This window comes from Endozoicomonas sp. Z74, assembly GCF_057680865.1.
Genome location: NZ_JBLYZI010000049.1, coordinates 15,337 through 40,764 on the forward strand (window position 1 = coordinate 15,337; position 25,428 = coordinate 40,764).

15 protein-coding genes are annotated in these 25,428 nt (G+C 51.1%); 7 read left to right on the forward strand and 8 right to left on the reverse strand.

Annotated features, from left to right (window positions below):
• The first annotated feature begins 218 nt into the window (after nt 1–218).
• From mnmA to purB, 3 genes are all read left to right on the forward strand, one after another.
• Entirely contained in the window at nt 219–1,361 is a 1,143-nt protein-coding gene (mnmA, locus tag ACNRUY_RS14730) for a tRNA 2-thiouridine(34) synthase MnmA (protein ID WP_488112413.1), read from the forward strand.
• A 58-nt stretch (nt 1,362–1,419) separates the two neighbouring features.
• On the forward strand, nt 1,420–2,031 hold the full coding sequence (gene hflD / locus ACNRUY_RS14735) for a high frequency lysogenization protein HflD (protein WP_488112399.1): 612 nt from the start codon (nt 1,420–1,422) through the stop codon (nt 2,029–2,031).
• Between the two features lie 261 nt (nt 2,032–2,292).
• Nucleotides 2,293–3,663, forward strand: coding sequence for an adenylosuccinate lyase (gene purB, locus ACNRUY_RS14740; RefSeq protein WP_488112400.1), 1,371 nt, complete (start codon nt 2,293–2,295; stop codon nt 3,661–3,663).
• A 62-nt stretch (nt 3,664–3,725) separates the two neighbouring features.
• Here purB and ACNRUY_RS14745 read toward each other — a convergent pair whose 3' ends face one another.
• The 3 genes from ACNRUY_RS14745 to ACNRUY_RS14755 form a co-directional block, all read right to left on the reverse strand.
• Nucleotides 3,726–5,918 carry a malate synthase G gene (locus ACNRUY_RS14745; RefSeq protein WP_488112401.1) on the reverse strand — a complete coding sequence of 731 codons (2,193 nt, stop codon included), beginning with the start codon at nt 5,916–5,918 and terminating at the stop codon, nt 3,726–3,728.
• Nucleotides 5,919–6,273: 355 nt separating this feature from the next.
• Nucleotides 6,274–6,405, reverse strand: coding sequence for a hypothetical protein (locus tag ACNRUY_RS14750; RefSeq protein WP_488112402.1), 132 nt, complete (start codon nt 6,403–6,405; stop codon nt 6,274–6,276).
• Between the two features lie 205 nt (nt 6,406–6,610).
• Nucleotides 6,611–7,543: a LysR family transcriptional regulator gene (locus tag ACNRUY_RS14755; RefSeq protein ID WP_488112403.1), complete on the reverse strand. Its 933-nt coding sequence runs from the start codon at nt 7,541–7,543 to the stop codon at nt 6,611–6,613.
• Nucleotides 7,544–7,728: 185 nt separating this feature from the next.
• Here ACNRUY_RS14755 and aceA point away from each other — a divergent pair, with 185 nt between their 5' ends.
• The 3 genes from aceA (at nt 7,729) to ACNRUY_RS14770 (ending at nt 18,724) form a co-directional block, all read left to right on the forward strand.
• A complete protein-coding gene (gene aceA, locus ACNRUY_RS14760) occupies nt 7,729–9,045 on the forward strand; it encodes an isocitrate lyase (protein WP_488112404.1) in 1,317 nt (438 codons plus the stop codon).
• A gap of 171 nt (nt 9,046–9,216) precedes the next feature.
• Complete coding sequence (locus ACNRUY_RS14765; RefSeq protein WP_488112405.1) at nt 9,217–17,616, forward strand: P-loop NTPase family protein; 8,400 nt, start codon at nt 9,217–9,219, stop codon at nt 17,614–17,616.
• A gap of 91 nt (nt 17,617–17,707) precedes the next feature.
• Nucleotides 17,708–18,724, forward strand: coding sequence for a threonine ammonia-lyase (locus ACNRUY_RS14770; RefSeq protein WP_488112406.1), 1,017 nt, complete (start codon nt 17,708–17,710; stop codon nt 18,722–18,724).
• Here ACNRUY_RS14770 and ACNRUY_RS14775 read toward each other — a convergent pair.
• From ACNRUY_RS14775 to ACNRUY_RS14795, 5 genes are all read right to left on the reverse strand, one after another.
• Nucleotides 18,707–20,164: an ATP-binding protein gene (locus ACNRUY_RS14775; RefSeq protein ID WP_488112407.1), complete on the reverse strand. Its 1,458-nt coding sequence runs from the start codon at nt 20,162–20,164 to the stop codon at nt 18,707–18,709. The two genes, ACNRUY_RS14770 and ACNRUY_RS14775, sit on opposite strands and share 18 nt — an antisense overlap.
• Nucleotides 20,165–20,170: 6 nt before the next feature.
• Nucleotides 20,171–20,719: a heme NO-binding domain-containing protein gene (locus ACNRUY_RS14780; protein ID WP_488112408.1), complete on the reverse strand. Its 549-nt coding sequence runs from the start codon at nt 20,717–20,719 to the stop codon at nt 20,171–20,173.
• A gap of 182 nt (nt 20,720–20,901) precedes the next feature.
• Nucleotides 20,902–22,323 (reverse strand): pyruvate kinase PykF, encoded by a 1,422-nt coding sequence (gene pykF, locus ACNRUY_RS14785; protein ID WP_488112409.1) that lies wholly within the window; start codon nt 22,321–22,323, stop codon nt 20,902–20,904.
• Nucleotides 22,324–22,801: 478 nt separating this feature from the next.
• A complete protein-coding gene (locus ACNRUY_RS14790; protein WP_488112410.1) occupies nt 22,802–24,076 on the reverse strand; it encodes a type II toxin-antitoxin system HipA family toxin in 1,275 nt (424 codons plus the stop codon).
• Nucleotides 24,073–24,375, reverse strand: a complete 303-nt coding sequence (locus ACNRUY_RS14795; protein WP_488112411.1) for a transcriptional regulator — start codon at nt 24,373–24,375, stop codon at nt 24,073–24,075. The genes ACNRUY_RS14790 and ACNRUY_RS14795 overlap by 4 nt, the downstream gene beginning before the upstream one ends.
• 512 nt (nt 24,376–24,887) lie before the next feature.
• On the opposite strand from ACNRUY_RS14795, the gene ACNRUY_RS14800 reads away from it, so the two are divergent.
• Nucleotides 24,888–25,388 (forward strand): N-acetyltransferase family protein, encoded by a 501-nt coding sequence (locus ACNRUY_RS14800; protein WP_488112412.1) that lies wholly within the window; start codon nt 24,888–24,890, stop codon nt 25,386–25,388.
• Nucleotides 25,389–25,428 lie beyond the last annotated feature (40 nt).

Below are 25,428 nucleotides of genomic sequence, written 5' to 3' on the forward strand. Positions count from 1 at the left end.
TTAAATTGCGCGCTAATGGCTGTTTCTCGTTATGTGAAAGCGCGTATAAGATATAACATCCTTGAACAGGAATAAATGTAGTTTTGTTACAAAAGCGAAACCCGACTCTGGATTTACCCTTACCAGACACTTTTCTGAATAAAGCCTGTCTGGCGCTTATTCCGGCCTGAAGGTAGAATAGCCAGCTCTTTTTTTACAGGTGGCAGTACGCTCCAGTGATGATGAACCCCTCCCAGAACAAGGCCAGAAACGCTCCGGCCAGACCCGTTTCTGATCAGAAAGTCATTGTCGGCATGTCCGGCGGTGTTGACTCGTCGGTCTCCGCCCTTTTGTTGCAGCAACAGGGGTATCAGGTCGAAGGGTTGTTCATGAAGAACTGGGAAGAGGATGACGGCACTGAGTACTGCACGGCCATGGAAGACCTTGCCGATGCCCAGGCTGTGTGCGACCGGCTGGGCATCCCCCTGCACAAAGCCAACTTTGCGGCCGAGTACTGGGACAATGTTTTCGAGCACTTTCTCAATGAGTACCGTAATGGCCGGACACCCAACCCGGACATCCTCTGCAACAAGGAAATCAAGTTCAAGGCCTTCCTGGACTATGCCCTGGAACTGGGGGCTGACTTTATCGCAACCGGCCATTACTGCCGGAAGGTGGATCGCGATGGCCGGTCACTGCTGGTCAAGGGGGTCGACAGCAATAAGGACCAGACCTACTTCCTTCATGCCGTTGGCGAACCGCAGATTGCCCGCACCCTGTTTCCGGTAGGCGAACTGGAGAAGCCTGAGGTCCGCCGGATTGCGGAAGAGCATGGGCTGATCACCCACAGTAAGAAAGACAGTACCGGTATCTGCTTTATCGGAGAGCGCCGGTTCAGGGATTTTCTGAAGCAATACCTGCCCGCCCGCCCCGGTGCCATCGAAACCACTGAAGGAGAGGTGATCGGTGAACATTCCGGTCTGATGTACCACACCATCGGCCAGCGTCAGGGCCTGGGTATTGGCGGCCTGAAAAATGCCAGCGAAGCGCCCTGGTACGTTCTGGAAAAAGATCTGGAAAGAAATGTGCTTCTGGTGGGCCAGGGCAAGGATCACCCCCTGCTGTTTTCCGAACGCCTGACCTGCTCCCATATTGACTGGGTCGCCGGAGAACCGCCTGCCCTCCCCTGCCGGCTAAGAGCCAAAGTTCGTTACCGCCAGCAGGACCAGGACTGTCAGCTGACCCGGGATGAGCATGGGCAATACGTGGTGATTTTTGACCAGCCCCAGAGGGCTGTCACCCCCGGGCAGTCCGTGGTTTTCTACGATGAGCAGGTCTGCCTGGGTGGTGGTGTGATAGAATCCCGCCACCGGGCGCACTGAGCCAGTGCGTCTCCTTTAATAAGAAATCGTCGGCACAAACACCCTGGAGTAAACATCGGTGCAATATTCTACAAAGGATCAGGCGGCAGCATTATCCGGCGTGTTTCAGGCGGCAGGACTGGTGGAAAAACTGGCCAGGACCGGGCAGCTGAGTGAAGAGGCATTGCGCCCTTCCATCAACAGTATTTTTGTGACTTCGCCACGGGATGTGGCAGAGGTTTATGGTGGTTTTGACCGCCTTGAGCCCGGCCGGAAAACCCTGAATGCGGTGCTCAGCAGAGACAGCCAGATTATCCAGGGTGATGTGATCCGTTATGCCCTGGCACTGATTCATATTGAAAAAAAACTGAGCCGGAATCGCCGCATGCTAAATACGATTGGTGAGCGCCTGGCGCGGACCAAAGAGCAGGTTGAACATTTCGGCATGCTCCATGACAACGTGATCTCCAGCCTGGCCAGCATCTATCTCGACACCATCAGCACCTTCAGAACCCGTATCCAGGTGTCCGGTGACATGCGTCACCTGCAAAACCCATCCAATGCCAATAAAATCAGGGCCATTCTGCTGGCCGGTATTCGCTCTGCCACCCTCTGGCGGCAGTGTGGAGGCACCCGCTGGCACTTGTTTGTCAGTCGGAAGAAACTGCTGGATGGGCTTAAACGTCTGTAATTACTTTTTCTATACCCAAAGGATTTCAAGTTGCTACGCGGCGGCAAAAGGACGAAGCCCCGGGAGCTTGGATTAACCAAGTGACCGGGGTGAGTGATTGCAGCCAACAAAGTAACAACTTGAAAGGCGACGGGTATATACTGGCATTTCCCGGTGCCATTGATTATCCACCCACTTTAGGCGCTGCTTGGAAAGGGCGGTTCGAAACGAAAGGCGTTTCAGGTATGATGCGCCCTTTCCCCTGAGTACAAGGCAGAAAACATGGAGCTGAATGCACTGACCGCCGTCTCCCCCATTGATGGCCGTTACGGTGACAAGACCCAATCCTTAAGGACCATTTTCAGCGAATATGGGCTGATCCGCTTTCGCGTAGCGGTTGAAGTTCGCTGGCTTCAGGCTCTGGCAAAGCACCCGGCTATCACCGAAGTTCCCAGCCTCTCCCCAGAGGCCAATGATATTCTGGAAAGTCTGGTGAGCGATTTTTCCATGGAAGAAGCGCAACGGGTCAAGGAAATTGAACGAACCACCAATCACGATGTAAAAGCGGTTGAATACCTGATTAAAGAGCGGTTCCAGGGGAACAGTGAGCTCTCAGCCATCAGTGAGTTTGTCCACTTTGCCTGCACGTCTGAAGACATCAACAACCTCTCCCACGGCCTGATGCTGAAAACCGGCATGGAAGAAGTGGTGCTACCTGCCATGGTCAACGTTGTGGAAGCCATTGAAAGTCTGGCCAGAACCCATGCCGGGCAACCCATGCTCTCCAGAACCCATGGACAGACGGCCTCGCCAACCACCCTGGGCAAAGAGATGGCTAACGTTGCCTATCGACTCCAGCGCCAGTTGCGGCAGGTCAAAGGCATTGTCCCCCTGGGCAAAATTAACGGTGCCGTAGGTAACTACAATGCTCACCTGTCCGCCTACCCGGAAATAGACTGGGCCGACCATGCTGAGCAGTTTATCACCGGTCTGGGGCTGCAGTGGAACCCCTACACCACCCAGATCGAGCCCCATGATTACATTGCAGAGCTGTACGACGCTATCTGCCGGTTCAATACCATTCTGATCGACTTTGACCGGGATGTATGGGGTTACATCTCCCTGGGTTATTTCAAACAGAAAACCGTGGCCGGTGAGGTGGGCTCTTCCACTATGCCCCATAAAGTCAACCCCATTGATTTTGAGAACTCCGAGGGTAACCTGGGCATTGCCAATGCCATTATGCAGCACCTGGCGGTTAAACTTCCGGTTTCCCGCTGGCAGCGCGACCTGACCGATTCAACCGTGTTGAGAAACATGGGGGTTGGCCTTGGACAGAGTCTGATTGCCTATGCCGCGACTCTCAAGGGGATTGGCAAGCTGGAAGCCTCCCCTGCCCGTCTTGAGGAAGATCTGGACAATGCCTGGGAGGTACTGGCAGAACCCATCCAGACGGTCATGCGCCGATACGGTATCGAACAGCCTTATGAAAAACTGAAAGCACTTACCCGGGGCCAGGACGGTATTACCCGTGAAACGCTGGCAGCCTTTATTGAAGGACTTGAGATGCCCGAGTCGGTCAAGAACGAACTGAAACAACTGACACCTGCCACCTATATTGGTAATGCAGCGGATCAGGCCAGGGCGATCTGAACGGATATTTTTGATCATAAAAAAGCCCGGATAAACCGGGCTTTTTTGTTTTCAATCAATGGTTAAAGTGAATGCTTTAACTTGAATTCCCGTCTTCGTCTGTGCAGTACAGGCTCCGTATAACCATTGGGCTGTTGGCAACCTTCAAACACCAGTTCGCAGGCTGCGGCAAAAGCGATGCTGTTATCAAAGTCCGTGGCCATATTCCGGTACAGAGGATCGCTGGCATTTTGCCGGTCCACCACTTCAGCCATTTTTTTCAGGCTGGCCATCACCTGCTCTTCAGAACAGACGCCATGACGGAGCCAATTGGCCAGGTGCTGGCTGGAGATCCGCAGGGTTGCACGATCTTCCATCAGTCCCACATCATTGATATCCGGTACTTTTGAGCAGCCCACGCCCTGGTCAATCCAGCGGACCACGTAGCCCAGAATTCCCTGGGCATTGTTATCCAGCTCCTTCTGGATGGCCTCCGGGCTGAGTTCTGATACCTCTTTCAGCAGAGGAATTTGAAGAATGTCATCGATACTGGCCTGCTCACGACTGACCAGTTCATCCTGGCGGGAAATGACGTTGATTTTATGATAATGGGTGGCATGCAGTGTTGCACCGTTAGGTGAAGGTACCCAGGCCGTGTTGGCACCGGACAGGGGATGGGCGATTTTCTGCTCCATCATATTAGCCATTTCGTCCGGCATGGCCCACATCCCTTTTCCGATCTGCGCCCTGCCCTGCAGTCCAGTGGCCAGTCCAGTGTCGACATTCCTGTCTTCATAGGCATTAATCCAGGCGGTCTGCTTCATCTGCCCTTTTGGAACCACCGGGCCTGCTTCCATGCTGGTGTGAATCTCATCCCCGGTCCGGTCCAGGAAGCCGGTATTAATAAAGACCACCCGTTCCCGGGCCGCCCTGATACAGGCTTTGAGGTTAAGGGAGGTTCGCCGCTCCTCATCCATAATGCCCACTTTCAGGGTATTTGGCGCCATGCCAAGCACCTCTTCGATGGCAGTGAACAGGTCACAGGCAAACTCAACCTCTTCCGGACCATGCATTTTGGGTTTTACGATATAAACACTGCCCTCACGGGAGTTCTGGAAGCGACCGTTTTTGTTGAGGTCATGAAGGGCTATCAGGGAGGTAAACAGACCATCCATGATGCCTTCCGGTATTTCATTGCCTTCCCTGTCCAGAATCGCATCGGTGGTCATCAGGTGCCCAACATTCCGGACAAACATCAGGCTGCGGCCGGGTAAAGTCAGTTCGCCGCCTTTTGGAGCGGTATAAACCCTGTCCGGATTCATCCGGCGGGTCAGTGACTTGCCTGCTTTGGTGAACGTATCTTCCAGGTTCCCTTTCATCAGGCCCAGCCAGTTCCGGTAAACCTGTACTTTGTCGTCAGCGTCTACCGCTGCAATGGAATCTTCACAGTCCATGATGGTGGTGATCGCCGCTTCCACCACCAGGTCCTGGACCCCTGCTGTATCACTCTGGCCAATCAGCCCCTCTGGATCAATCTGAATATCAATATGAAGGCCATTGTTTTTCAGCAGAATCGATGATGGGTCTTCAGGAGAACCGGTGTAGCCTGCAAACTTTTCCGGGCTGACCAGGGCGGCAACGGTGCCATCTTTCAATAATACCGCCAGGTTTCCTTCCAGAACCTGGTAACGGCTGGCCTCTTTGTGGCTTCCAGTGGTGAGAGGAACTGCGGTATCCAGAAGTGCCCGGCCAAACTCAATGACCCTGGCTCCCCGGGTTGGATTGTATGCCCCGGCCCGCTCCGCTCCACCGGTCTCCGGAATGGCATCAGTGCCGTAGAGAGCGTCATAAAGACTGCCCCATCGGGCATTGGCAGCGTTCAGGGCAAAACGGGCATTCATTACCGGAACCACCAGTTGGGGCCCGGCCTGGGTGGCAATCTCAGTATCCACATTTCGGGTAGAAACAGAGAAGTCTTCTCCCTCCGGAAGCAGGTAGCCAATTTGCTCAAGGAATGACTTGTAAGCTCCGGGATTTTCCAGAGAGCTGCCATGATCACGGTGCCAGCCATCGATAAGGGTTTGGAGCTCATCACGTCTGGCCAGAAGTGCCCTGTTTCTGGGCGACAGATTGTTAACAATGGATTCAAGTCCAGACCAGAAATGATCGGTACTGACCCCGGTTCCGGGAATGATCTCATTTTCTAACAAGTCATGAAGGACAGCGGCTATCTGCAGTCCGCCTTTCTGGACCCGTTCTGTGGGGAGTTCTGCCATGAAAAAGCAACCTCATTGTCTGGTTTGTCATTATTATCCCTTCGTCGTTAGCAGCGTAGGCCCTTACCTGCCTGGACTTTTTTCTGGAAGTGTCTCTGAAAAAGTTCTGACGAACGGTGAAAAAGCAGTCAGCACCCTGAATAGGCTCGAGAAGACCGGCAAAAAGAATCACCGTAAAAAAAACAGACTGCTCAGGGCATGTTATAGAAGCCGGTTGGTAAAGCCAATCAACCGGGGTTATGGTGGGTATTTTTCAAGTGAATGGTGCTATGGCTCACTATAAAAAAACGCCCCTGACAACTTTTGTGGGTGCCAGGGGCGTTTTTTTATATCCAACAAGCAGGCCTGATGGTTATCAATCGTCCTTCAGCTGTTCCTGTTTCTGCTCTGAAAGAAGCAGATAATAAGACTCTGCCATATGATTCTGGCATTCCTCTGCCACCTCATAGAGTGAATGATCGCTGTCAAGGTTGTTCAACCAGTCCATCGTTTCCGTCTCCGCCAGTGCCCGGTTAAGGGGTGTTTGTTCTTATGCTGTCAGGGGACAACTGCGCAATGTCTTATCAGCCGCTTATACCAGAAGTCGCGCCTCGGAACAGATTAAATCACATATTATCATCGAATAACAATCAAAATATCACAAGTTATCATGCATGCACATAATGCTTCGTCGTTGGTTGATAAAAATACCCTCAGCCATCTGCCACCGACTTGATGATCTGGCGAAGCCAGCTGTGTGCAGAGTCATGATGTAGCAATGGGCTCCAGGCCATGGACAGATCAAAGGGGGCAATTTCAAAAGGCGGTTCCACTACGGTCAGTGACTGGTCATAGTGTTGAAGTGCTGCCAGCCGACTGGGCAGTGTAGCAATCAGGTCGTTCTGGGCCGAGAGCAACATCGCCACCTGGTAGTGCCGGGTGAAAACACTGATGGTTCGTTTTTTCCCAAGGGCCGCAAGGGCTTCATCCACCCAGCCCAGCCGTTGTACATCCTCAGGGTTGACGCCGACCCCGACGCCCATACCGGTTTTGCTGACCCAGATATGCCGGGCTTCCAGGTAAGCCTCCAGGGTGAAGCTCTGGAGAATAGGATGATCTTTGCTGACCACACAGGAAAAATCATCCTGCCAGAGTCTGGACTGATGGAACGACTGGGGTAGGCTGTCAAAACGGTTAATCGCCATATCCACCCACCCCTGCTCCACATCATGAAAGCTCACATCACTGGGAGTCAGTATGTCCAGCGTGACATGGGGAGCGAGACTGCGAACCTGTTTCAGAACCAGGGGAGTGAGTGTCGACTCGGCGTAGTCAGAGGCCATTATTCTGAACACTCTCTGACTGGTTTGTGGAACAAAAGCCTCTCTGGGCTGGATGGTTTTCTCAAGGGATAACAAAGCTTCACAGATCAGGGGTTGCAGTTCCAATGCCCGTTCAGTCGGGGTCATTCCTTCACTGGTACGCACCAGCAGCGGATCATTGAAAAGATCTCTCAGTCTCCTGAGCCCATTGCTCATGGCGGGCTGGGTAATGCCAAGCTGCTCAGCGGCCCGGGTGACATTGCGCTCCCTCAACAGGACATCCAAGTAAACCATCAGGTTAAGATCGATACGTGCAATATTCATTTTATTAATACCCAAGATAACCCTTATAAATTACCAGAATTTAACAGGGCTGTTTAGGATGGTTTCTGTTGATCAAACAGTCGTTTGAATTTAGACCAAGAGATGTTATATTGCTAACAATCTGTGGTTTTTGCTGATCATCTGTCGTATAAATAACACCTCATTTTCTGGGGGAGGAAAATAAGATGGCTCGATACAACCGCGCGGAAGAGATTGCCCGTATTGAAAAGGACTGGGCAGAAAACCCTCGCTGGAAAAATGTCAAACGCACCTACACGGCAGAAGACGTAGTCCGCCTCAGGGGCTCCGTTAAAATCGAAAACACGGTGGCCCGCCAGGGGGCAGAAAAGCTCTGGGATCTGGTCTATGGCAACCAGTCCAAAAAAGGCTATGTCAACTGTCTCGGAGCCCTGACCGGTGGCCAGGCGGTGCAGCAGGTTAAAGCCGGTATTGAGGCGATTTATCTGTCCGGCTGGCAGGTAGCTGCAGACAACAACACCGCCAGCACCATGTACCCTGACCAGTCACTCTACCCGGTTGACTCTGTTCCTGCCGTGGTCAAGCGCATCAACAACAGCTTCCGTCGTGCGGATCAGGTTCAATGGAAAGCCGGCAAAAACCCAGGTGACGAAGGCTATGTTGACCTGTTTGCCCCCATTGTTGCCGATGCTGAAGCCGGTTTTGGTGGTGTGCTCAACGCCTATGAGCTGATGAAATCCATGATTGAAGCCGGTGCTGCTGGCGTCCACTTTGAGGACCAGCTGGCTTCAGTCAAGAAGTGTGGGCATATGGGAGGCAAGGTTCTGGTGCCCACCCAGGAAGCCGTTCAGAAGCTGGTGGCCGCACGCCTGGCTGCGGATGTGGCCGATGTTCCCACCATCGTTCTCGCCCGTACCGATGCCAATGCGGCGGACCTGATTACTTCTGACTGTGATGAATACGATGCCCCCTTCCTGACCGGTGAAAGAACCTCAGAAGGTTTCTTCCGTACCCGTGCCGGGATTGACCAGGCCATTGCCCGTGGTCTTGCCTATGCGCCTTATGCTGATCTGCTCTGGTGCGAAACCGCCACGCCAGACCTGGATGAAGCCCGTAAATTTGCAGAAGCCATCAAGGCAGAGTACCCGGATCAGTTGCTGGCCTATAACTGCTCCCCTTCCTTTAACTGGAAGAAAAACCTGGACGACGCCACCATCGCCAAGTTCCAGCAGGAGCTGAGCGATATGGGCTACAAGTATCAGTTCATCACCCTCGCGGGTATCCATAACATGTGGTACAACATGTTCGAGCTGGCCCATAATTACGCTCAGGGCGAAGGCATGAAGCATTATGTGGAAATGGTTCAGGAGCCCGAGTTTGCTGCCGCTGAAAAAGGGTACACGTTTGTGGCGCACCAGCAGGAAGTGGGAACCGGTTATTTTGATGATATGACCACGGTGATTCAGGGTGGCCAGTCTTCTGTTACGGCTCTCACCGGTTCTACCGAAGAGGACCAATTCTAGAAATTCCTGTTTTAATCAGTAAGGCTCGCTGCATTGGCAGCGGGCTTTTTTCATCCCCCCCTATTCACTGCATACAACTTCCTGCTGCACCTCCAATGAGGAGGCTATATAATTTATTGGCATAAAAAATCCCGTCTATACTTTTATGGACTGCATATTCAGGGATGAACCATGCCAGCTGCTACTCCCTCTCCTCAAGAGAGGCTCTCCTCTCTCTTCAAGCAACAGCAGGACTATTTAGCCCCTCCTTTGAAACAGGAGAATCAGGGTGATGGGGTTCGATTCATCCCGGAAGGCGCTTCCCGTCCACCACAAAAACCTGTGATGCAGCGGAAGGTTCAAAAAAGCGAACCGAGGCCCATGGTTAACCCATACAGTCTGGAAGCTTCTGAATTACAGAAGGATTATCGGGAAACCTATAGCCAGAGAGCTTCATTACAGGCACAGAAGGATATGACCGGCAGCATACCGGTGATCCGGCATTTGATGAAGAATCGTGATCAGCTGGAAAACTTCAGTGACTTTTCCATTGTGTTCATTGCGGATAGTGGAGAAGTGACCAGTGTTATTCCTCCCGATGAGAAGCTCAAAGCCAACAGAGAAAAACAAAACAAGCTCAATGCCCTGTTGCTGAATAAAGTCAATGAGGTGGAGCCCGGCTTCACTGAAAAGTTACCGGAAATCAATAAAGGTATCGAAACGGCGACTCTCAAGCTGACGGCAATTGAAAGAACGTTGAATGATCTGGGTGTCCCGGTGCCAGTTGTGGCACCAAAGCCCTCTCTCATTTGGCTGGACCTCGCCCCGGGAGAGCCTGCCAAAACATCATCGTCGGCCCCTGCAGCGCACGTCGAAGACCAGCCAAAAAAGAATCAACGGGGGAAAGGACGGTTTCAATTTGAACTACTTTCACCGGAAGAAGCTCCTGACAGGTCTATGGAGAGTCGCAAGCCTCCTGCCAGATCAATGACCAGCAAGTCTGTAAAAAATAATCAAAGGTCGTTCAAAGAACCGCTTCCCCCGGTTCAACCGCCTGAACCCGGCACAGGAAAAAGTAGAAAAGCCCCCCTGCTCTTACCTGACCCATCCGAACAAGAAAATAACTCGAAAAAACGACGGTTTACGAAGCCTCCAGGGAAGGTAAACAGAGATACGCCAAGTCCTGCGGTCAGTTCAGCTTCTTATCGCACAGAACCATTACCGACACCAGAATCAGATGATTTGGAAATGGAGGCTCAGCCACCTTTCCCAAAAGCTTTCCCAAAACCACTGCCAGAGACAACCTTTCGACCTGAAATACCGTTTTATGAGTATGAAACGGCAGAGGTTGAATCACCGGTTCCTCAAGGTAATGGGAGCGAAACGGGCGATACAATATGGCTATCTCCTGCCGTCAGAATGCAAAAGTACAAGGCAGCCCATCCTGTCCCGGAGCCTGAATTTACCACCTGGGTTCCAGTGGCTGATCAGCTGGTGAACATGAAACCAACTGACGGTGACAAGGGGTTTTCCTGTGACAAAGAGCAGTATTATGTGCACCCTCTTCCGAAGGTAAAGCCGGTTAAAGGAGGAAGCAGGCGATCATCAGAAACTGAGAATGACGACGCTTCTTACGCTATCAATGTTGATTTAACTGTCGATACCGCAGTCGATACGGGGGTGGATCTGGTAAACGATGTCCAGACTGACATCGCTTCCGCCGCCAGGAATGTATCCGCTGAAATTGATGTTGCAGCACAACGTTATAAGGAAAAGCCAAAAACCTGGAAAGATTTCCTTGAAAAAGACAAGGATACCGTCCAGTCCTTCGGGGGGCAGATTCAGGAAGCCAACCAGCGACGAAAGCGCCGCAAATACGATGCCCTTTACGACCATTGGCACAAAGGGCAAATGAAGTACGGTCCTGACCCGAAACAACATACGGTTATTGTGAGTGAAGAGGCCGCCAGAAAATACCATGAGATTTTCTTTTCAGGTACCCCCGTGGAGGGCTACCAGCTGGGACAGGTCTGTAAAATAGCTGGAACCCGGGAAACCCAGAACAAGGCATCCAGGCCCGGTGAACTGGATATTAACATCACCATGAACGAGAGCGCTGATGCCACGGAAAACATGTGCTTTGACAATGTTTACGCCGGTTTTGTCCTGATTCAAGACGAATCTGATCCCTCAAAAGTCTACGTCTGTTATCGTGAGGACTACTGCCACCCAAACAGTGTAATGACCCCGGAGAAAAAGAACGTTCCGTGGACGGAAAATATTACCGGTCTGGTCCCCGACTTATCCCTGCAGTCTAATGGCCCTGACGGTGATCCGGAGCTGGTCATCAAGGGAGAAACGAATTACAGCTATCAGCATCCACCTTCCAAGCTACCGGACGATTTTCAGAAACAGCTACAGGACTACAGCCGCAAAATGACCCACCTCTGGCAATCGGGGTCAGCGGGTGAAAAGTCAACCGCGCTTAATGAGCCTTCCTGGAACTATGGCAAACACCCTTACACACAACTGGCCAATCCGGCTTTGCAAATTGCCGGGGATCTGAATGGCATCCGGGAGCGTTTTGACCGTACAACCCGGGCAAAAAATGTATCAGCAGAATACATTGCAAAACCAAGCCTGAATTTCAAAACCTATGAAAGCGGGATGTACAAAGACCATCCTAAAATAACCACCATGGCCAATGAAACCGAAAAGGTGGTCATAGGCCTGGTTGACCAGCACTTCCCGGAATTGAAAGACCCCGTCAATGCCCTGCTGTCCAGAGAACGGATGCACAAAAACCTGCAATGGATGGATGATAAGGGAGACAGCAGCTCACCTTATTGTCAGGCAATGAATAAAGCCAGTGAAACGTCTGCCTGTGCCCTAAGGCACTACCAGGTTGGAAGGCGCCTGCTGGACGCTCTGATCAGTGCCAAAAGCCGCTCTGATACCACGGATACCCTTAAACAGCACCTTGAACTGCTGGTTTCCATGGAAAGTGTCAGTACTGAGCTTTGTACAGACGAGTATGAAGCTTTTTATGAAGACCCTGCAGGAAACCCTAATGAAGGTGTCCTTTCAGCGCCGCCTGAAAAAGCAGTTCCAATAATAAGAGACAATCTTGCCAGAGGCGGTCTGGTACTGAAGCCTTTTCGGCACCCTGAGGCTGACAGTAGCAACCCATTCAACCGAGCCAGCCGCTTTGAGTTAGGTGAAATGGGTTATCTGGAAATGACCGAGCAGGGTTCAACCCGGGGCTATGGAGCCTATGATTACCAGGCTGTTGCCGTGTGCAACCCCGATGACCCCGGTCAGTGGGTACCCATGAATTACAACTATCATACGGACTCGATCATACCTCTGACCTTTGATGAATTCCGGCGCAACTACTCCCACATGGCTTATGGTCAGTATTTAAAAGTAGCCCGAACCATGAAAAGCCGGGTTATGGTCAAAGAACCCGGAGCCTGTCAGCGCCCGGAACGGATTCGTACATCGGCCAGCAATGACCTGTTTGGAACCAACGGGTTGAATGTCATGTCCTGGCCGGGAATGCGGCATTGTGGATTGAACACCCCAACGGATGCAGCCCGCTGGAAAGCGCTTTTGCAGGAAGAGACCGCATTGCTCAAGCGCTATCGAGACCTGAGCCCCAGAGAGCGCTCTCTGGCCTTTGAGCTGGCGCTCTCCTTTTCCAATGCCAAGAAGCAACCCTATGTTGACCCCCAGAAAATCAAGGTTGCTCTGGATGCGGCCATTTATATGACCAGAGTCGCCACGGATGCGGCCAATGGCAACGAGGATGAAGCAGCAAAATTGATACATCCGGTTCGCCATATGACGCACATCAATATGCCCGGTGGAAGAATGTCGGAAATGCAGGGAGCAAGCCTTGAGAGCCGGCGGGAAAACATGGTCAATTATATAAAAGCGCATCGGGATCCCCGGGAAGGCCTGAGAAACCTTGGTCGGAAACTAATCAATGATCCTTCTGCGTCTTTTTTAAGGAACGGCCTTCTGGAAAGAGAGACTGCGGTTTTAATGGAGAAACCAAGCACCTTTGTCACTTCGGAGATGGAACTGCAGGAAAAGAGCGATGCCTACTTCATCAAAAAAGGACAAGTCTCAGCGTCTCCTTCAAAATCACGAAAAAGCAAAAAGGTCGACATGGCGGGAGCCCTGACCCGCTCATCAGAAAGCGCACAATACGATCTCACTCAATACCTTTATGATCACCATCACCAGGAAGAAGATGAAGAAAAGCACAGAGTGGAAGAGAAACTGGATCAGGTATCCCGTAAAAGAACCCTCAGTGAGATTCGGACAGATTGCTCTGCCGGTGATCTTAACCTGCCTGGTATCAAAGATTCGGATGCCAGTGAATCCATAGAGCATCAATATCTGGATAAAAAAAAGGTTGGGCAGATATGTCAGATGAAAGATCCGGATAGCCCCTGTGACATTAACACGTTGTTTGGACTGCAGCTTGATCAAATGAAGCGATCGGCAGAAAAGGTGCTGGTTACTGATGCCAGGTCTGATGCGGCTGCCCTTGGCAAACTGGTCAGAACACCTGCCGATGAATTGAACATACAGCCACGTCAGCACACGGCTGTCGTCAAGGGCAAACCCACAACGAATATGGCACTGGAACAGGTTGAAGTCAGTAATCGCCATATTGATTATGTGGTTCCTGAGGGTCACTCTGCAACCCGAGAGCTTGAGCAGGCGTGTTCGAAGTTAACCGGGGCACTGCCCGTCGCGCTTGCCGGTGACAAGGATACCGACCCGGTTTCTAAACTGGCATTAAGCTCCGCTAAAGCCGTTGCCTTGAGAGCCATCTCAACATCCAGGCACAGGCCTGCAGCTCATTCCTGCATTGATGGCATCAATCGGATGACCCGCTCTGAATTATTTCAGGAACTTCCGGAGGGCGATCAACTGGACGCTCTTTGCTATACAACAGCAGCCCTTACCCAGCCGGACACTCAAGTGAACAATCAATATGACTTTGCCCTTTGGGAAATGCTGGACAGAGGTCAAGCCGCCTCACCGAATGCAAAGCAAGTTTTTGATTCAAAACAGAAGCAGATAGAAGACAAAGTGAAGGCTCTGGATAAAACGCTAAAGATCATCCATGATTTTGAACAAACGGCAGATGCCTATGAAGAAGCCCTTAGTAATATTGAGCAAAAGGGAACCAGGAAAAATAAGGCTAAAGCCCGGAAAAAGGCGGAAGAGCTTGCCAGGAGCCCTGAAGTTCAGGCATTCATCAAGTTGATGAATGAACGTTTCGAAGGGTTAAATATGGATGAAAGCAATTTTTATAAAATATACAGTGAGTATTACGAAGAGCTTAAGGAGAATATCCTGTGGGCGGGGGTGAACCTTTACCCTGACCTGGCACCTTTTCCAGAAAGCGGAGGCAGGGTTAAAATTGGCCCGCTGTCTGAAGAAAGCGGCAGAGCCGGCTTAAAGGTAGAGCACAGAGTTAGAAAGAACGAGAGGCTGACCGGCAGGCTTTATCGCTATCGAAGTGAGCTTGAAAGCTTAAGGGATCATCATTGGAAAGCGATGAAAAAACGTCCAAAAGGCTACCCTTCTGGAGCAGTGATGAAAATATTCATGACTGAACTGGCAAAGTTAAGATCCCAGAAGCTGTTTTTACCCATGCAGGACCTGAAACAAGCCGCCCTGCATATTGCCTGTGAAAATCAGCAATTATGCATTGATCTTGCAAGCAACGGCAAACTGGACGAGCTTAAACAGTTTATTGTTACCACTCTTGCAGATACTGTTAAAAACCGGAAAACACAGAGAAAAGCCAAAACAACAATGGGAGAAAAATTCACCCGTCATCTGAAAACGGAAGATGTCGTAGCCAGTGTCTCTGAGTTGGTGCCAATAAAAGATCAACAGCAATGTGAAAGGCTCCAGAATCAAATCAGGGAGAAGGAAAGTCAGGATAAATCCGATTCCACTCAAAAAGAAATACCCAAACTGAAAGCAGAGCTGGCTCACCTGAAAGCTGAGAATGGTCTTCAACTCACTCAACCAAAAGAAATTGAACGCCAGGTTCAACTGTTGCAACAGTACACTCAGGACATCATTGAGAAAGGGACTGATTCTATTGCTGCTGACTACCGACATTTACTGGAAACCAGCCTTGGCAGCATTGAAGACAAACTGAAGGTGCTGGCCATGGTGAATGTGGTCTTTGCCATGAATCACCAGCTTGCTCTCCCCAAGCCTTCCCAGGTAGCCGCTCTGATCGCTTCCATCAATTCACCCTCCGCTTCTCAGGCCATAGGAGCCGAACCTGGATCCGGAAAGTCCGCCTATATAACACCTGCTCTAATACTGACCCAGCAACTGGGTAAACAGGATGATCATTTCCCTCTCTTTGTGACCAATAATGAAACTCTGTTGCAACAGGACTATGAGAACTTCAGGCCCTGGGGTAAAGCATTCAACTTCTCCGTTTATCTGCTTGGCACCAACTTTGAGAACAATATGAAAAAGTACACAGAAAAACGGGCCATGGTGTTTGGAACAGCAGAAACGGTTATGGGGGATAAACTCAGACTGGATACACTGGACCTGGCAGAGCGGTTTAAAGAAGACGACGGATCCTATGACGGCATTGCCCGCTGTCCCAATGACCGGGTTCTGGAGATGTACACTGAGGGCTTTAACAGAAGTGTTGTTTTTGATGAATACGATACGGTGAAGGATAAGGACTGTTCCGGAGCCCTCATTATCTCAGAAACCTCCCCCAAGCAGTCTGATCACTGGAGCTCAGAATCGTACCATGCTTATTTCCAGGTCTTTGAAGCCCTTGAACATCAGGAGAAAGTGAGCTGGAAAGACTATCGGAATGAAATGCTCAAGGTTCTGAAGCAAGACCTGGGGGCTCTCTCTGATGAGTCTGATGGAAAAGCCATCAAACACTATCAGGCTGAAATCAGGAAAGTGGAGGCTATGAAGCAGGAAGACTGGGATGAGCGCAGAGAAAGTCTTCATGCCTTTATCCAGAAGAAGCATCAGTTCCAGCTACAGAAAACCTACACGGTGGGTTATGAAGCGGCAGATCCGGCCAACCCGTCCCGGAAAACCGTGGTGGCCGTGCAGAATCCCTCGCCCGAGGTCATTCATCAGCACCAGAAACAGGGCCACCCACTTAAAATTTATCCCATTAACCAGACAACCGCTGAAATTGTAAGAAATGCCTCTTTCGCTGGTAATGCCTCTAACTATCTGGCTTATATGCATGGGTTGCCCCCTGCTCCGCCCAGCAGGACCATTGCTTCAGCGTCAGCCCAGGAGTTCTTCAGGGAGAACTTTGCAGGCCATGCCATGTATACCCTGACCGCTACCTATGGCAGTGGAACCATGCTGGATGACCTGGTTCCCGAGGGGCGGACGAATATCTGTTATAAGCCTCCCTACGAGCTGAACCTGGTGGAACATCCTCCCCAGGTATTTGAGAGCCGGGCCGAAATTTACGATAACGTGGTCAATATGGCCGGGCATTATATTGATCAGGGTATGGACGTGATCATTCTCTCCAGTGAGCAGGCGGACGTTTTTGCCCTGGACCATGCTCTGGGGCTGTACTCTGAGAAACAGCCGGGGTTCAGGGGTAAAGCCGATTATCTGACCCTGGCCAACCTGCTGGAAAAACCGGACCATGAGGTCTTTGCGGAACAGGTGGAGTCTCTCAGCAGGCCCATCGCTACCGCGACAACCCCGGGAAGAGCAAAAGGCGTTGTTATCAATGCTACGGATGCCTGTTCAAGAGGATTCAATTTCGATGCCAGTAATGCGGTACTGATATCCGTTGGCTCTCCTGCCAGTGAGCGTGCCAAGTTACAGAAGGATCGCCGGGTAGCCAGAAAAGGCAATTTTGGTGTTGTTCATAGCCTGATGGCCAGAGAGAACCTTGCTGCTGACATTGGCAGGGACAAGAAGGCAGCCAAGACTGGAAAGCATGGCGGGTATTATGGAGAGGATGCCCAGGCGGACGTGGAAACCTTATTGAAAGCAAAAGATCAGGCCATTGCTGAACGTGCCGAGATTCGTAATAAAGTACAGAAGGTCACCATGAACCTTGAGAAAGTCTTTATGGCCTATCTTCAGCAGTTAAGAATACTGGAGGCTTTGCACCAGAAAAAATTACCTATGACCGGGCGGTTGGGAGAAGCCTTCGGGAAAGTGGTCGAAAGCGTTCAACCAGGAGATGCAGAGACCGCCCTTCAGGCATGGTATCAATGGAGAGATGACTTTATTGGGCAGGCCACGGTGCAGTGTAAAACGCCCCGGGACGCCGACGATTTTATTCAGGACAAACTGGGTAAGCAAAAATCATGGACAAACTTTATCACCGGCCAGCCTTACTATAAGGAGATCAGCAATGCGGACTTCCAGCACAGGCCCGAGGAAGTCCCAGTGCTTTCATTTATGCCAGATGAAAAAGAACAACTTGAATACGATACCGTGATGCTGGAAAACCGGGTTCAACGGAAATTAACGATGGCAAAAGGTCAGACCGATGGAATGCTGCAGGAAGTGCTGGCAACCGCCTGATGTTAAAATAATTTTCTTCTTCCCTGGTTCACATTGTCTATCTTGAACGGAATGCCTGATAAAGGGCTCACTGTTTGTGAAGATAAAGGCAATGGCTGCATCACACTCCCTTCCAGAAAAAAAGTACCTGAACCGGATTTATCAGCAGATCAGCCCCTTTATTCGGGTTACTCCCTTGATCGAGCTGGAGTCACTGAGCCAATGGATACAGGGTCGGGTTCTGGTGAAAGCGGAATCCCTTCAAAAGACGGGGGCTTTCAAATTCAGGGGCGCACTTCATCGCCTGGCCAATCTGAGTGAGAATGAAAAAAAACAAGGCGTTACCGCCTACTCTTCCGGTAACTTTGCCGCAGGACTGGCGGCCGCTGGCCAACAACTGAATATCCCGGTTTCCTTGGTTATGCCCCATGACGCGCCACGGAAAAAAATACGCAACGCCCAGCGCTTCGGTGGGAAAATCACATTCTGCCATGAACAGGAACCTTCAAGAGAAGAGGCCGCCAGCCAAATGGCCAGGGCCATTGCCCAGTCATCAGGTGCAACCCTGCTCCACCCCTTTGATGATCCGATTATTATTGAAGGCCAGGCTTCGGTTGGGGTGGAGCTGGAGAAGCAACTGAAATCCGGGGAAGACAGGGTTGACCTGGTACTTTGTCCTGTGGGCGGTGGCAGCCTGGTCGCCGGTTGCTCCCTGGTCTTTCGTGACTCACCCCAGGTATTGGCCATTGAGGCGGCGGGGTTTGATGGTATGAAGCAATCCATTGAGACTGGCAGCCTTTGCCGGGCCAAGGGTGATCAGCCCACGGATTGTGATGCTTTAATGGCACTTCAGCCGGGAAAAGCCAATCTGGAAGTGGTCCTCAATACGGGGGTCAAGGGCATGTCTGTCTCCCCGGCATTCATTCACAAGGCCGTCAGACTGGCCTTCGAAGAAATGAACCTGCTACTGGAGCCCAGCGGAGCTATTGCCCTGGCGGCAATTCTTCAGGAGCCCGACCGGTTCCGGAACAAGGCGGTAGTGGCCATCGCAACGGGGGGGAATATCGATTCAAAGCAGCTGGCCAGCATCCTGGGATCAGAAGATCCTCAATCAAGGAGCTCTGCTTAGAAAGGTCGCCAGGCGATCAACCAACAGGCTGATTTCAATGGGTTTGCACAGGTAGTCATCCGCTCCAGCCGCCCGGCACCGGATTTCATCTTCCTTCAACATGCTTGCAGTGAGCATAATGACCGGCATCATTCTGAATTCGACCCGGCTTCTGAGAATTTCAAGCATCTGGCAACCGTCCATAGCTGGCATCATCAAATCCAGCAGGATCAGGTCAATGCCGGGGTTCTTCTCCAGAAAGGCCAGGGCTGCCGGTCCACTCTCAGCCAGGTGCACCCTCAAACCCAGCCCCTCCAGCAATCTCGACAAAGCAAAGCTGTTTCTCAGGTCATCATCTACCAGAAGCACCTGCTGGGATTGAAATGCCCGGTTTCTACTCTGCTCTTGAACGATGATAAAGCTGCTGCTTCCGGGTGAGTCCGGCTCTGAGGTGGTCACCAGTGTGGCCGGGGGCAGAATAACGGAAAAAGTGGATCCCCTGCCCTCCTGGCTTTCCAGACGGAGATCCCCCTCCATCAATCGGGCCAGCTTTCTTGACATCGCCAGTCCCAGTCCGGTCCCCCGGTATTTACGGCTCGAACTGCCATCCCCCTGCCTGAACAACTGGAAAACCGAATCCTGCTGGTGGGCAGGAATACCACAACCGGTGTCTACAACCTGAAACACCAGACTTTCGGAAGAAAACTCTTTGCCCACCCGCCAGGCTTCCTTGTGAATCAACAGTTTGACACTGCCGCCATGGGGGGTGAATTTAAACGCATTGGACAGCAAGTTCTTGAGAATTTGCTTGACCCTTCTCGTATCCGCATGGACCAGCCCTGGCAGATCCGTTGAACAAACCACTTCAAAGGCAATGGATTTTTCCCGACCCAGGGCAGAAAACTGGTCATGGAGACTTCGCCAGATATCACTGAGCAGCACATCCTCTTTATGAATACTCAGCTCTCCACCCTCGACCTTGGACATTTCCAGAATACTTTCGATGATCTCAAGAAGTTCATTGGCACTGTTAAAGATCATCTGAACCGATTGTTCCTGGTCTTCAGTCAAGCTCCCTTCCGGGCTATCAACCAAAAGACTGGACAGGATCATCAGACTGTTCAGGGGGGTGCGAAGTTCGTGAGAAATATTGGCGAGAAACTGAGATTTATGGCGATTGGCATGTTCCAGCTCCAGCGCTTTTTCTGATAACTGCTGATGGCTTTCCTGAAGTTTTTTTCTTTGATTTTTCAATGCATTACGTGATTCCAGCAGGCGTTGATTATTCCGTTTCAATCTGGCCGTGCGATCATTGACCTTTTCCTCGAGGCTGGCAGCGAGTTGGGCCAGTTCCTGATTTCGATAATAGAGCTCACGCGTCTTTTCTTCTGCAATCTGTTCTGCCTCCTGCCGGGCCTGCCTTTCCCGTAAATAGCGTTTCTCCCACAGTGAAGTAGCCATTTGGGATCAATCCTTAATCGTCAGGTGGAAACGGGCTTCTGTTCCCGGGCCGGAGCCCGGGAGATCCTCCCGGGAGATGACCATCCCTTCTCCGAAGTGGCTGGCACATCCCTGGATCAATCCCTGAGCCAACTGTGAAAACGGCCGGTGTGATTGGTAATGCATCTCAAGGCGGTTTTTATCGATGCGTGTGCAGGTCAGCTGAGGAGGACTGGCCTGGGGATAGAGCTTTTTTACTTCCACATGGATATAGGATTCCACTTTTTCAAGAAAATCCAGGGAACTGGAAGCCCCTTCCATAAAGGGCTTGTGAAGCACGGCAAACTTATTGAACAAATATTCGCCAAAGGCCTGTTGTAGTGTCTCGGCTTCGGCTCCGGTCATCTGGGCTAACTGACTGACCAGAGAGAGAATTTCATGATGGGAATAAGAGCCAAGGGCAGTGTAGCTACCACCGGACGGCAGGGTTGCCTGCTCCAGTATTTGTTCCACGAGCTCTGGTGAAAATTGCTCTTCCACCATATCCAGAAACTCGGTAAAGATCGCGCCTTTCATACTCTGGTCCCATCACTGTGCCCCAGTATTTTTTTCGACTGTATTGAGAAAAGCCTTAAGGTGGCGGAATGTCTGGAAGGGGTGAGCAGAAGGGATAACGACAAACAAAAAATGCAGCCCATAGGGCTGCATTGAAAAGGACCGTTTGAGTCAACGGCTTTTAATTGCCACAAAGGCTGTGATCAGTCGATCACATGCACAGAAGCAGTATTAGTGGTACCGGATTCAACCAGAGCTCCGGAGACCATCACTACGACATCACCGGATTTTACCAGACCGTGTTCAACCGCCAGGCTTTTGCCCAGCTTATAGAAGCAGTCGGTGTTCTTCTGCTTTTCCACCAGGCTGGTGGTCACGCCTTTGCTCAGGCAAAGCTGGTTGGCGCTCTTCTCAGAAGAGGTAATGGCCAGAATAGGTGCTTTGGGGAAGAACTTGCGGATAGAGCGGGCGGATTTACCCTGCTCAGTGGCCACAATGATCAGTTTCGCACCGAGAATATCAGAGGTCTTCACGGCACCGCGGCAGACCGCCTGAGTGATGCTGCGGCTGCTGTCGATCTCAACATCGAACTCTTCAACCTTGAGGTCCATGTTGTTATCAGTGCTTTCGCAGATGGTGGACATGACACTGACGGCTTCGGCCGGGTACTTGCCCTTGGCACTTTCACCGGACAGCATAACTGCATCGGTACCATCCAGGATCGCATTGGCCACGTCGCCGGCTTCCGCACGGGTAGGACGAGGGTTTTTAATCATGGAGTCCAGCATCTGGGTAGCAGTGATAACCGGCTTGCGAGCTTCATTACACTTGCTGATCATCATCTTCTGGGCAAAGATTACCTGGTCTACAGGGATCTCAACACCCAGGTCGCCACGGGCAACCATGATGCCATCGGACACGGCCAGGATCGCTTCAAAGTTATCAACGCCTTCCTGGTTCTCGATCTTGGAGATGATCTGGATGCCTTCACCGCCGTTGGCGTCCAGCAGTTCACGGATTTCGCGAACATCGCTGGCTTTACGGATAAAGGAGGCGGCTACAAAGTCAACACCCTGCTGGCAACCAAACACCAGGTCTGCCTTGTCTTTTTCGGACAGAGCCGGCAGGTTGACTTTTACACCTGGAAGGTTAACCCCTTTGTTTTCACCCAGTTCGCCACTGTTCTTAACTTCACAGACAATTTCGTTGTCCTTGACGGTTTTGACCGTCAGTTCGATCAGGCCGTCGTCCAACAGAACGGTGTTGCCTGGCTTGAGGTCTTCCGCCAGACCCGGGTAGGTCACTGCTACACGGGTGTTGTCGCCAATCACGGAGGTGTCGGTGGTCAGTGTGAAGTCCTGACCCATGGTCAGCATCACATCTTTGCCATCCGCCAGGCGAACAGTACGGATTTCCGGGCCTTTGGTGTCCAGAAGAATGGCAACCTTCTTACCGGTTTTAGCCATGACTTCACGAATGCTGGCAATGCGGGCGCCATGCTCGTCAAAATCACCATGGGAGAAATTCAGCCGCATCACATTCATGCCGCACTCTACCAGCTTGGTCAGCATTTCGATGGATTCGGTTTTAGGGCCAATGGTGCAGACGATCTTGGTCTTTCTCACTGCAGTTTTCTCCGTCAGAGGGAATTGGGAGGGATGAATCATTAACGGGTGTTCAGAACCAGCGTCCAGGCCATAACCCGGAGGGACGGGTCATTTTGTTGACCAGAATAGTCCACTTTTGACCTGGCGACGCCTCTGTTTCCAGGGAGGGTTACAAGGTCAGAAATAGACTGTGTGACGCCGGAATGAACGAGGCGCATGTTACCTCAAAAAGTGGAGAAATCACCTGCCTTTTTCAGAATATTCGATTGATTTAGATCAATATTTTCTGAATCTTCAGTGAGTTGATTTCAAACTTGTATGACTTATGAAAAACGTTGTGAAACAGCAGCTTGTAAACGATAAAAGGTTATTAAAACTGTGACAGGCTATCGGGGGTATATGCCTCGTCAGGGGTAGTAAAAAGGCCGGTGTGGTTGTCCCACGGTGATCCACTGATTTTCAGAGGCTCCCTTTATTGCATTGAAAGAAAGTAGGTTTACTTTCCCAATAACCTTTTATTTTCCTGATAAACCGCATCCAGTTTCTTACGGATGCCTTTAATATGCCCTGATGAAACGTCCAGATCTGCTGCAAGCGCTTCCCAGCGGCTCAGAGCCTCACAGATGCTCTCCAAGTCTGCCCTCGCCTCTTTCCAGGAGCGGTAATTCGCCAGAGATGCGAGTTTTTGAACGACTTTCAGAGGGGGGTGAGAACCGTACCCTCCAAAGGACAGGGAATGTTCATTAAAAGGGGTCGGGCTGAACGTGATATCGTAAAATGGTGAAGGTTGCCATTGGCCGCTGTCCGACATCAGGAACGACCAGTTCCGGGTATGATCATCCTGATTCACGGAAAACAGGTTGAACATCGCTCTTTTGAACTGGATCTTGCCAACCGCAGGGCTCTGACATAATACCTGACTTGCCTTGATCAGGTCTTCGTAGTCCATGGATGGCTCGCGGAAGTTTGCATCCAGTAGGCCACATAGAGAATGCATGTGAACCCGCCCCTGAGGCAAGCCATGGACACAATCAAACCGCTTCATTCCAAGCCAGCAGCGCCCGTTAGCCTGAGAAAACAGACGCCACTGTGGCACATCAATGCCACATGCTTCAGCCATGGACAACCAGGACGCTTCACAGCGCCCTTCGTCATGGCCTAGGGGCAAATTACCAGAAGTAAATTTAATCAGCCATGGCGCTTGTCGCTCAGAACTCCAGACCGTTGATGCCTGCTTTGATGACCCGGAATTAAGCCATATCAGGGCTTTGGGACGAGCACCTGCAGAACCACCCGCATTAGCGAGAGCCCCGAGGACTTCTTCCGTTTGTCCCTCAAATAACTGGGCGGCCTGTTCACCCAGCTTTCCGAGCTCAACCAGGCGACTAGCCTCTTCATAACCCATGGCCGGAATATACTCCAGCGCGCCAGTGCCTCGACCTCCTATATACGCCAGTCGGTCCATTGCCGTTATTTCATGGGGAGAAATGCCCCTCTGACGGAACACCCGGTTCATTAATAGCATGCCCCAGCCGTCGGGTAGTGAGTCAGAAAAGAGGCCATGTAAACCACTGTGGGGGTGCAGTGGCGCTTTCAGAAGAGCCGAATCAAAGGGGACTGAGAAAGGCGAAAGGCTATGGAACTGTTCAAGATAGGCGCTATCGTATTGAAAAAACACGCCTCTGGCATTTTGGGCCAGCTGCCCTACAGGCACCAGACTGCCATTGGACAGGCGGCGGTGAACGTTCAAATGCCGTACCCGTTGCATCATTCCTTTTCATCCTTTAGTACATCACTAATGGTTTGGGGGTGCCGACCCAGGGAGTTCTGCTCCATCTGTCGGGCCAGATCGGCAAGATCCTGAAGGTTCCCCAGGGATTGCCATAACAAAAGAAACTGTCGGAAAGAAATCTGAAAGCAGGTCTCAAACTTCTTGATGGTGGCTTCGGGAACCGTGCTGATCTCGGCCAGAGCCCTGCGGGACAGTTTTCTCTGTTTGCGTCGGGCTCTCAGCGCCTCCGCCATCAATTGCTGGGCATCCGATGCCGTCAAAAGGGAGATCAGAGCCATAACGAGAACTCCAGACAAAAGAAATATTAGATACAATAATAGCTTTTTTATCGATTTATTCCAAATTATGGACATTATTATATCTATTCATGCTTTTCGTGTCAGAAGAGAGTAAGGGCTCTTCCTGTTGGGGTCTTACTGACAGCGAAAGTGGGGGAGGCGTTTAAAAGTGTACACCGCCAACTCCCCCTCTCCCCCTGGGAGAGGGCTGGGGTGAGGGAAAATGGTGAATGGCTCACAAGATCCGCTACCGAAGCCTCGGTATAACCTATACAAGTATCCCCGGCAGAGCCGGAGAGTATTCTACTGTTTCAAGCAACCTGATGGAGGCAGTGAGTTTTATCAACGGACTTGCTGTTCATAGGACTGGTTACGGGTCATGAGTGGCGATTATGGAAATGTAGATTCTCAGCCCCAACACCGGATATTATTGCAGTAAATGGGAAGTTCATTATGCCCAGTCAGTGGCGTCCTGAGAGTGCGCCCAATGCCAACAACAAGTAGTACCACTCATGATCCGATTCGCTACGTTACAAGACAGCGCCAATATTGCTGCACTGTCTATCCAGGTCTGGTTGCATAATTATGCCCTTGATGGCATCAATCAAAGTATTTCTCACTATGTTCTCAAAGAGTTTACAGAAGACGCTATTTCAAAAAAGATAAGATCTGAACACTATAAATATATTGTTGCAGAGCATCACGAAAATCTGACAGGTTTTGCTTCTCTGGACCTGTCTGCCAAGTGTCCAATAACTTCAAAACCCTCCCCGGAGCTGGACAGGCTGTATATACAAGAGCCCTTTACAGGTCAGGGTATTGGCTCCAGGCTGCTCGAAGCAGTTATTGACTGCTGTAGAAAAGCAAATCATCAAACTTTATGGCTTACCGTTTACCATAAAAATAGAAGAGCACAGGCTTTCTATGGAAGGTGCGAACAACCCCAGCTATTTGATAAATTCATCTTTTGGGATCGCAAAAGCAGCCTAGCCCCTGCAATTTTTGGTGGATAATCCACCAAAAACTTACTTGAAAGTGGCAGGGTTTAACCAC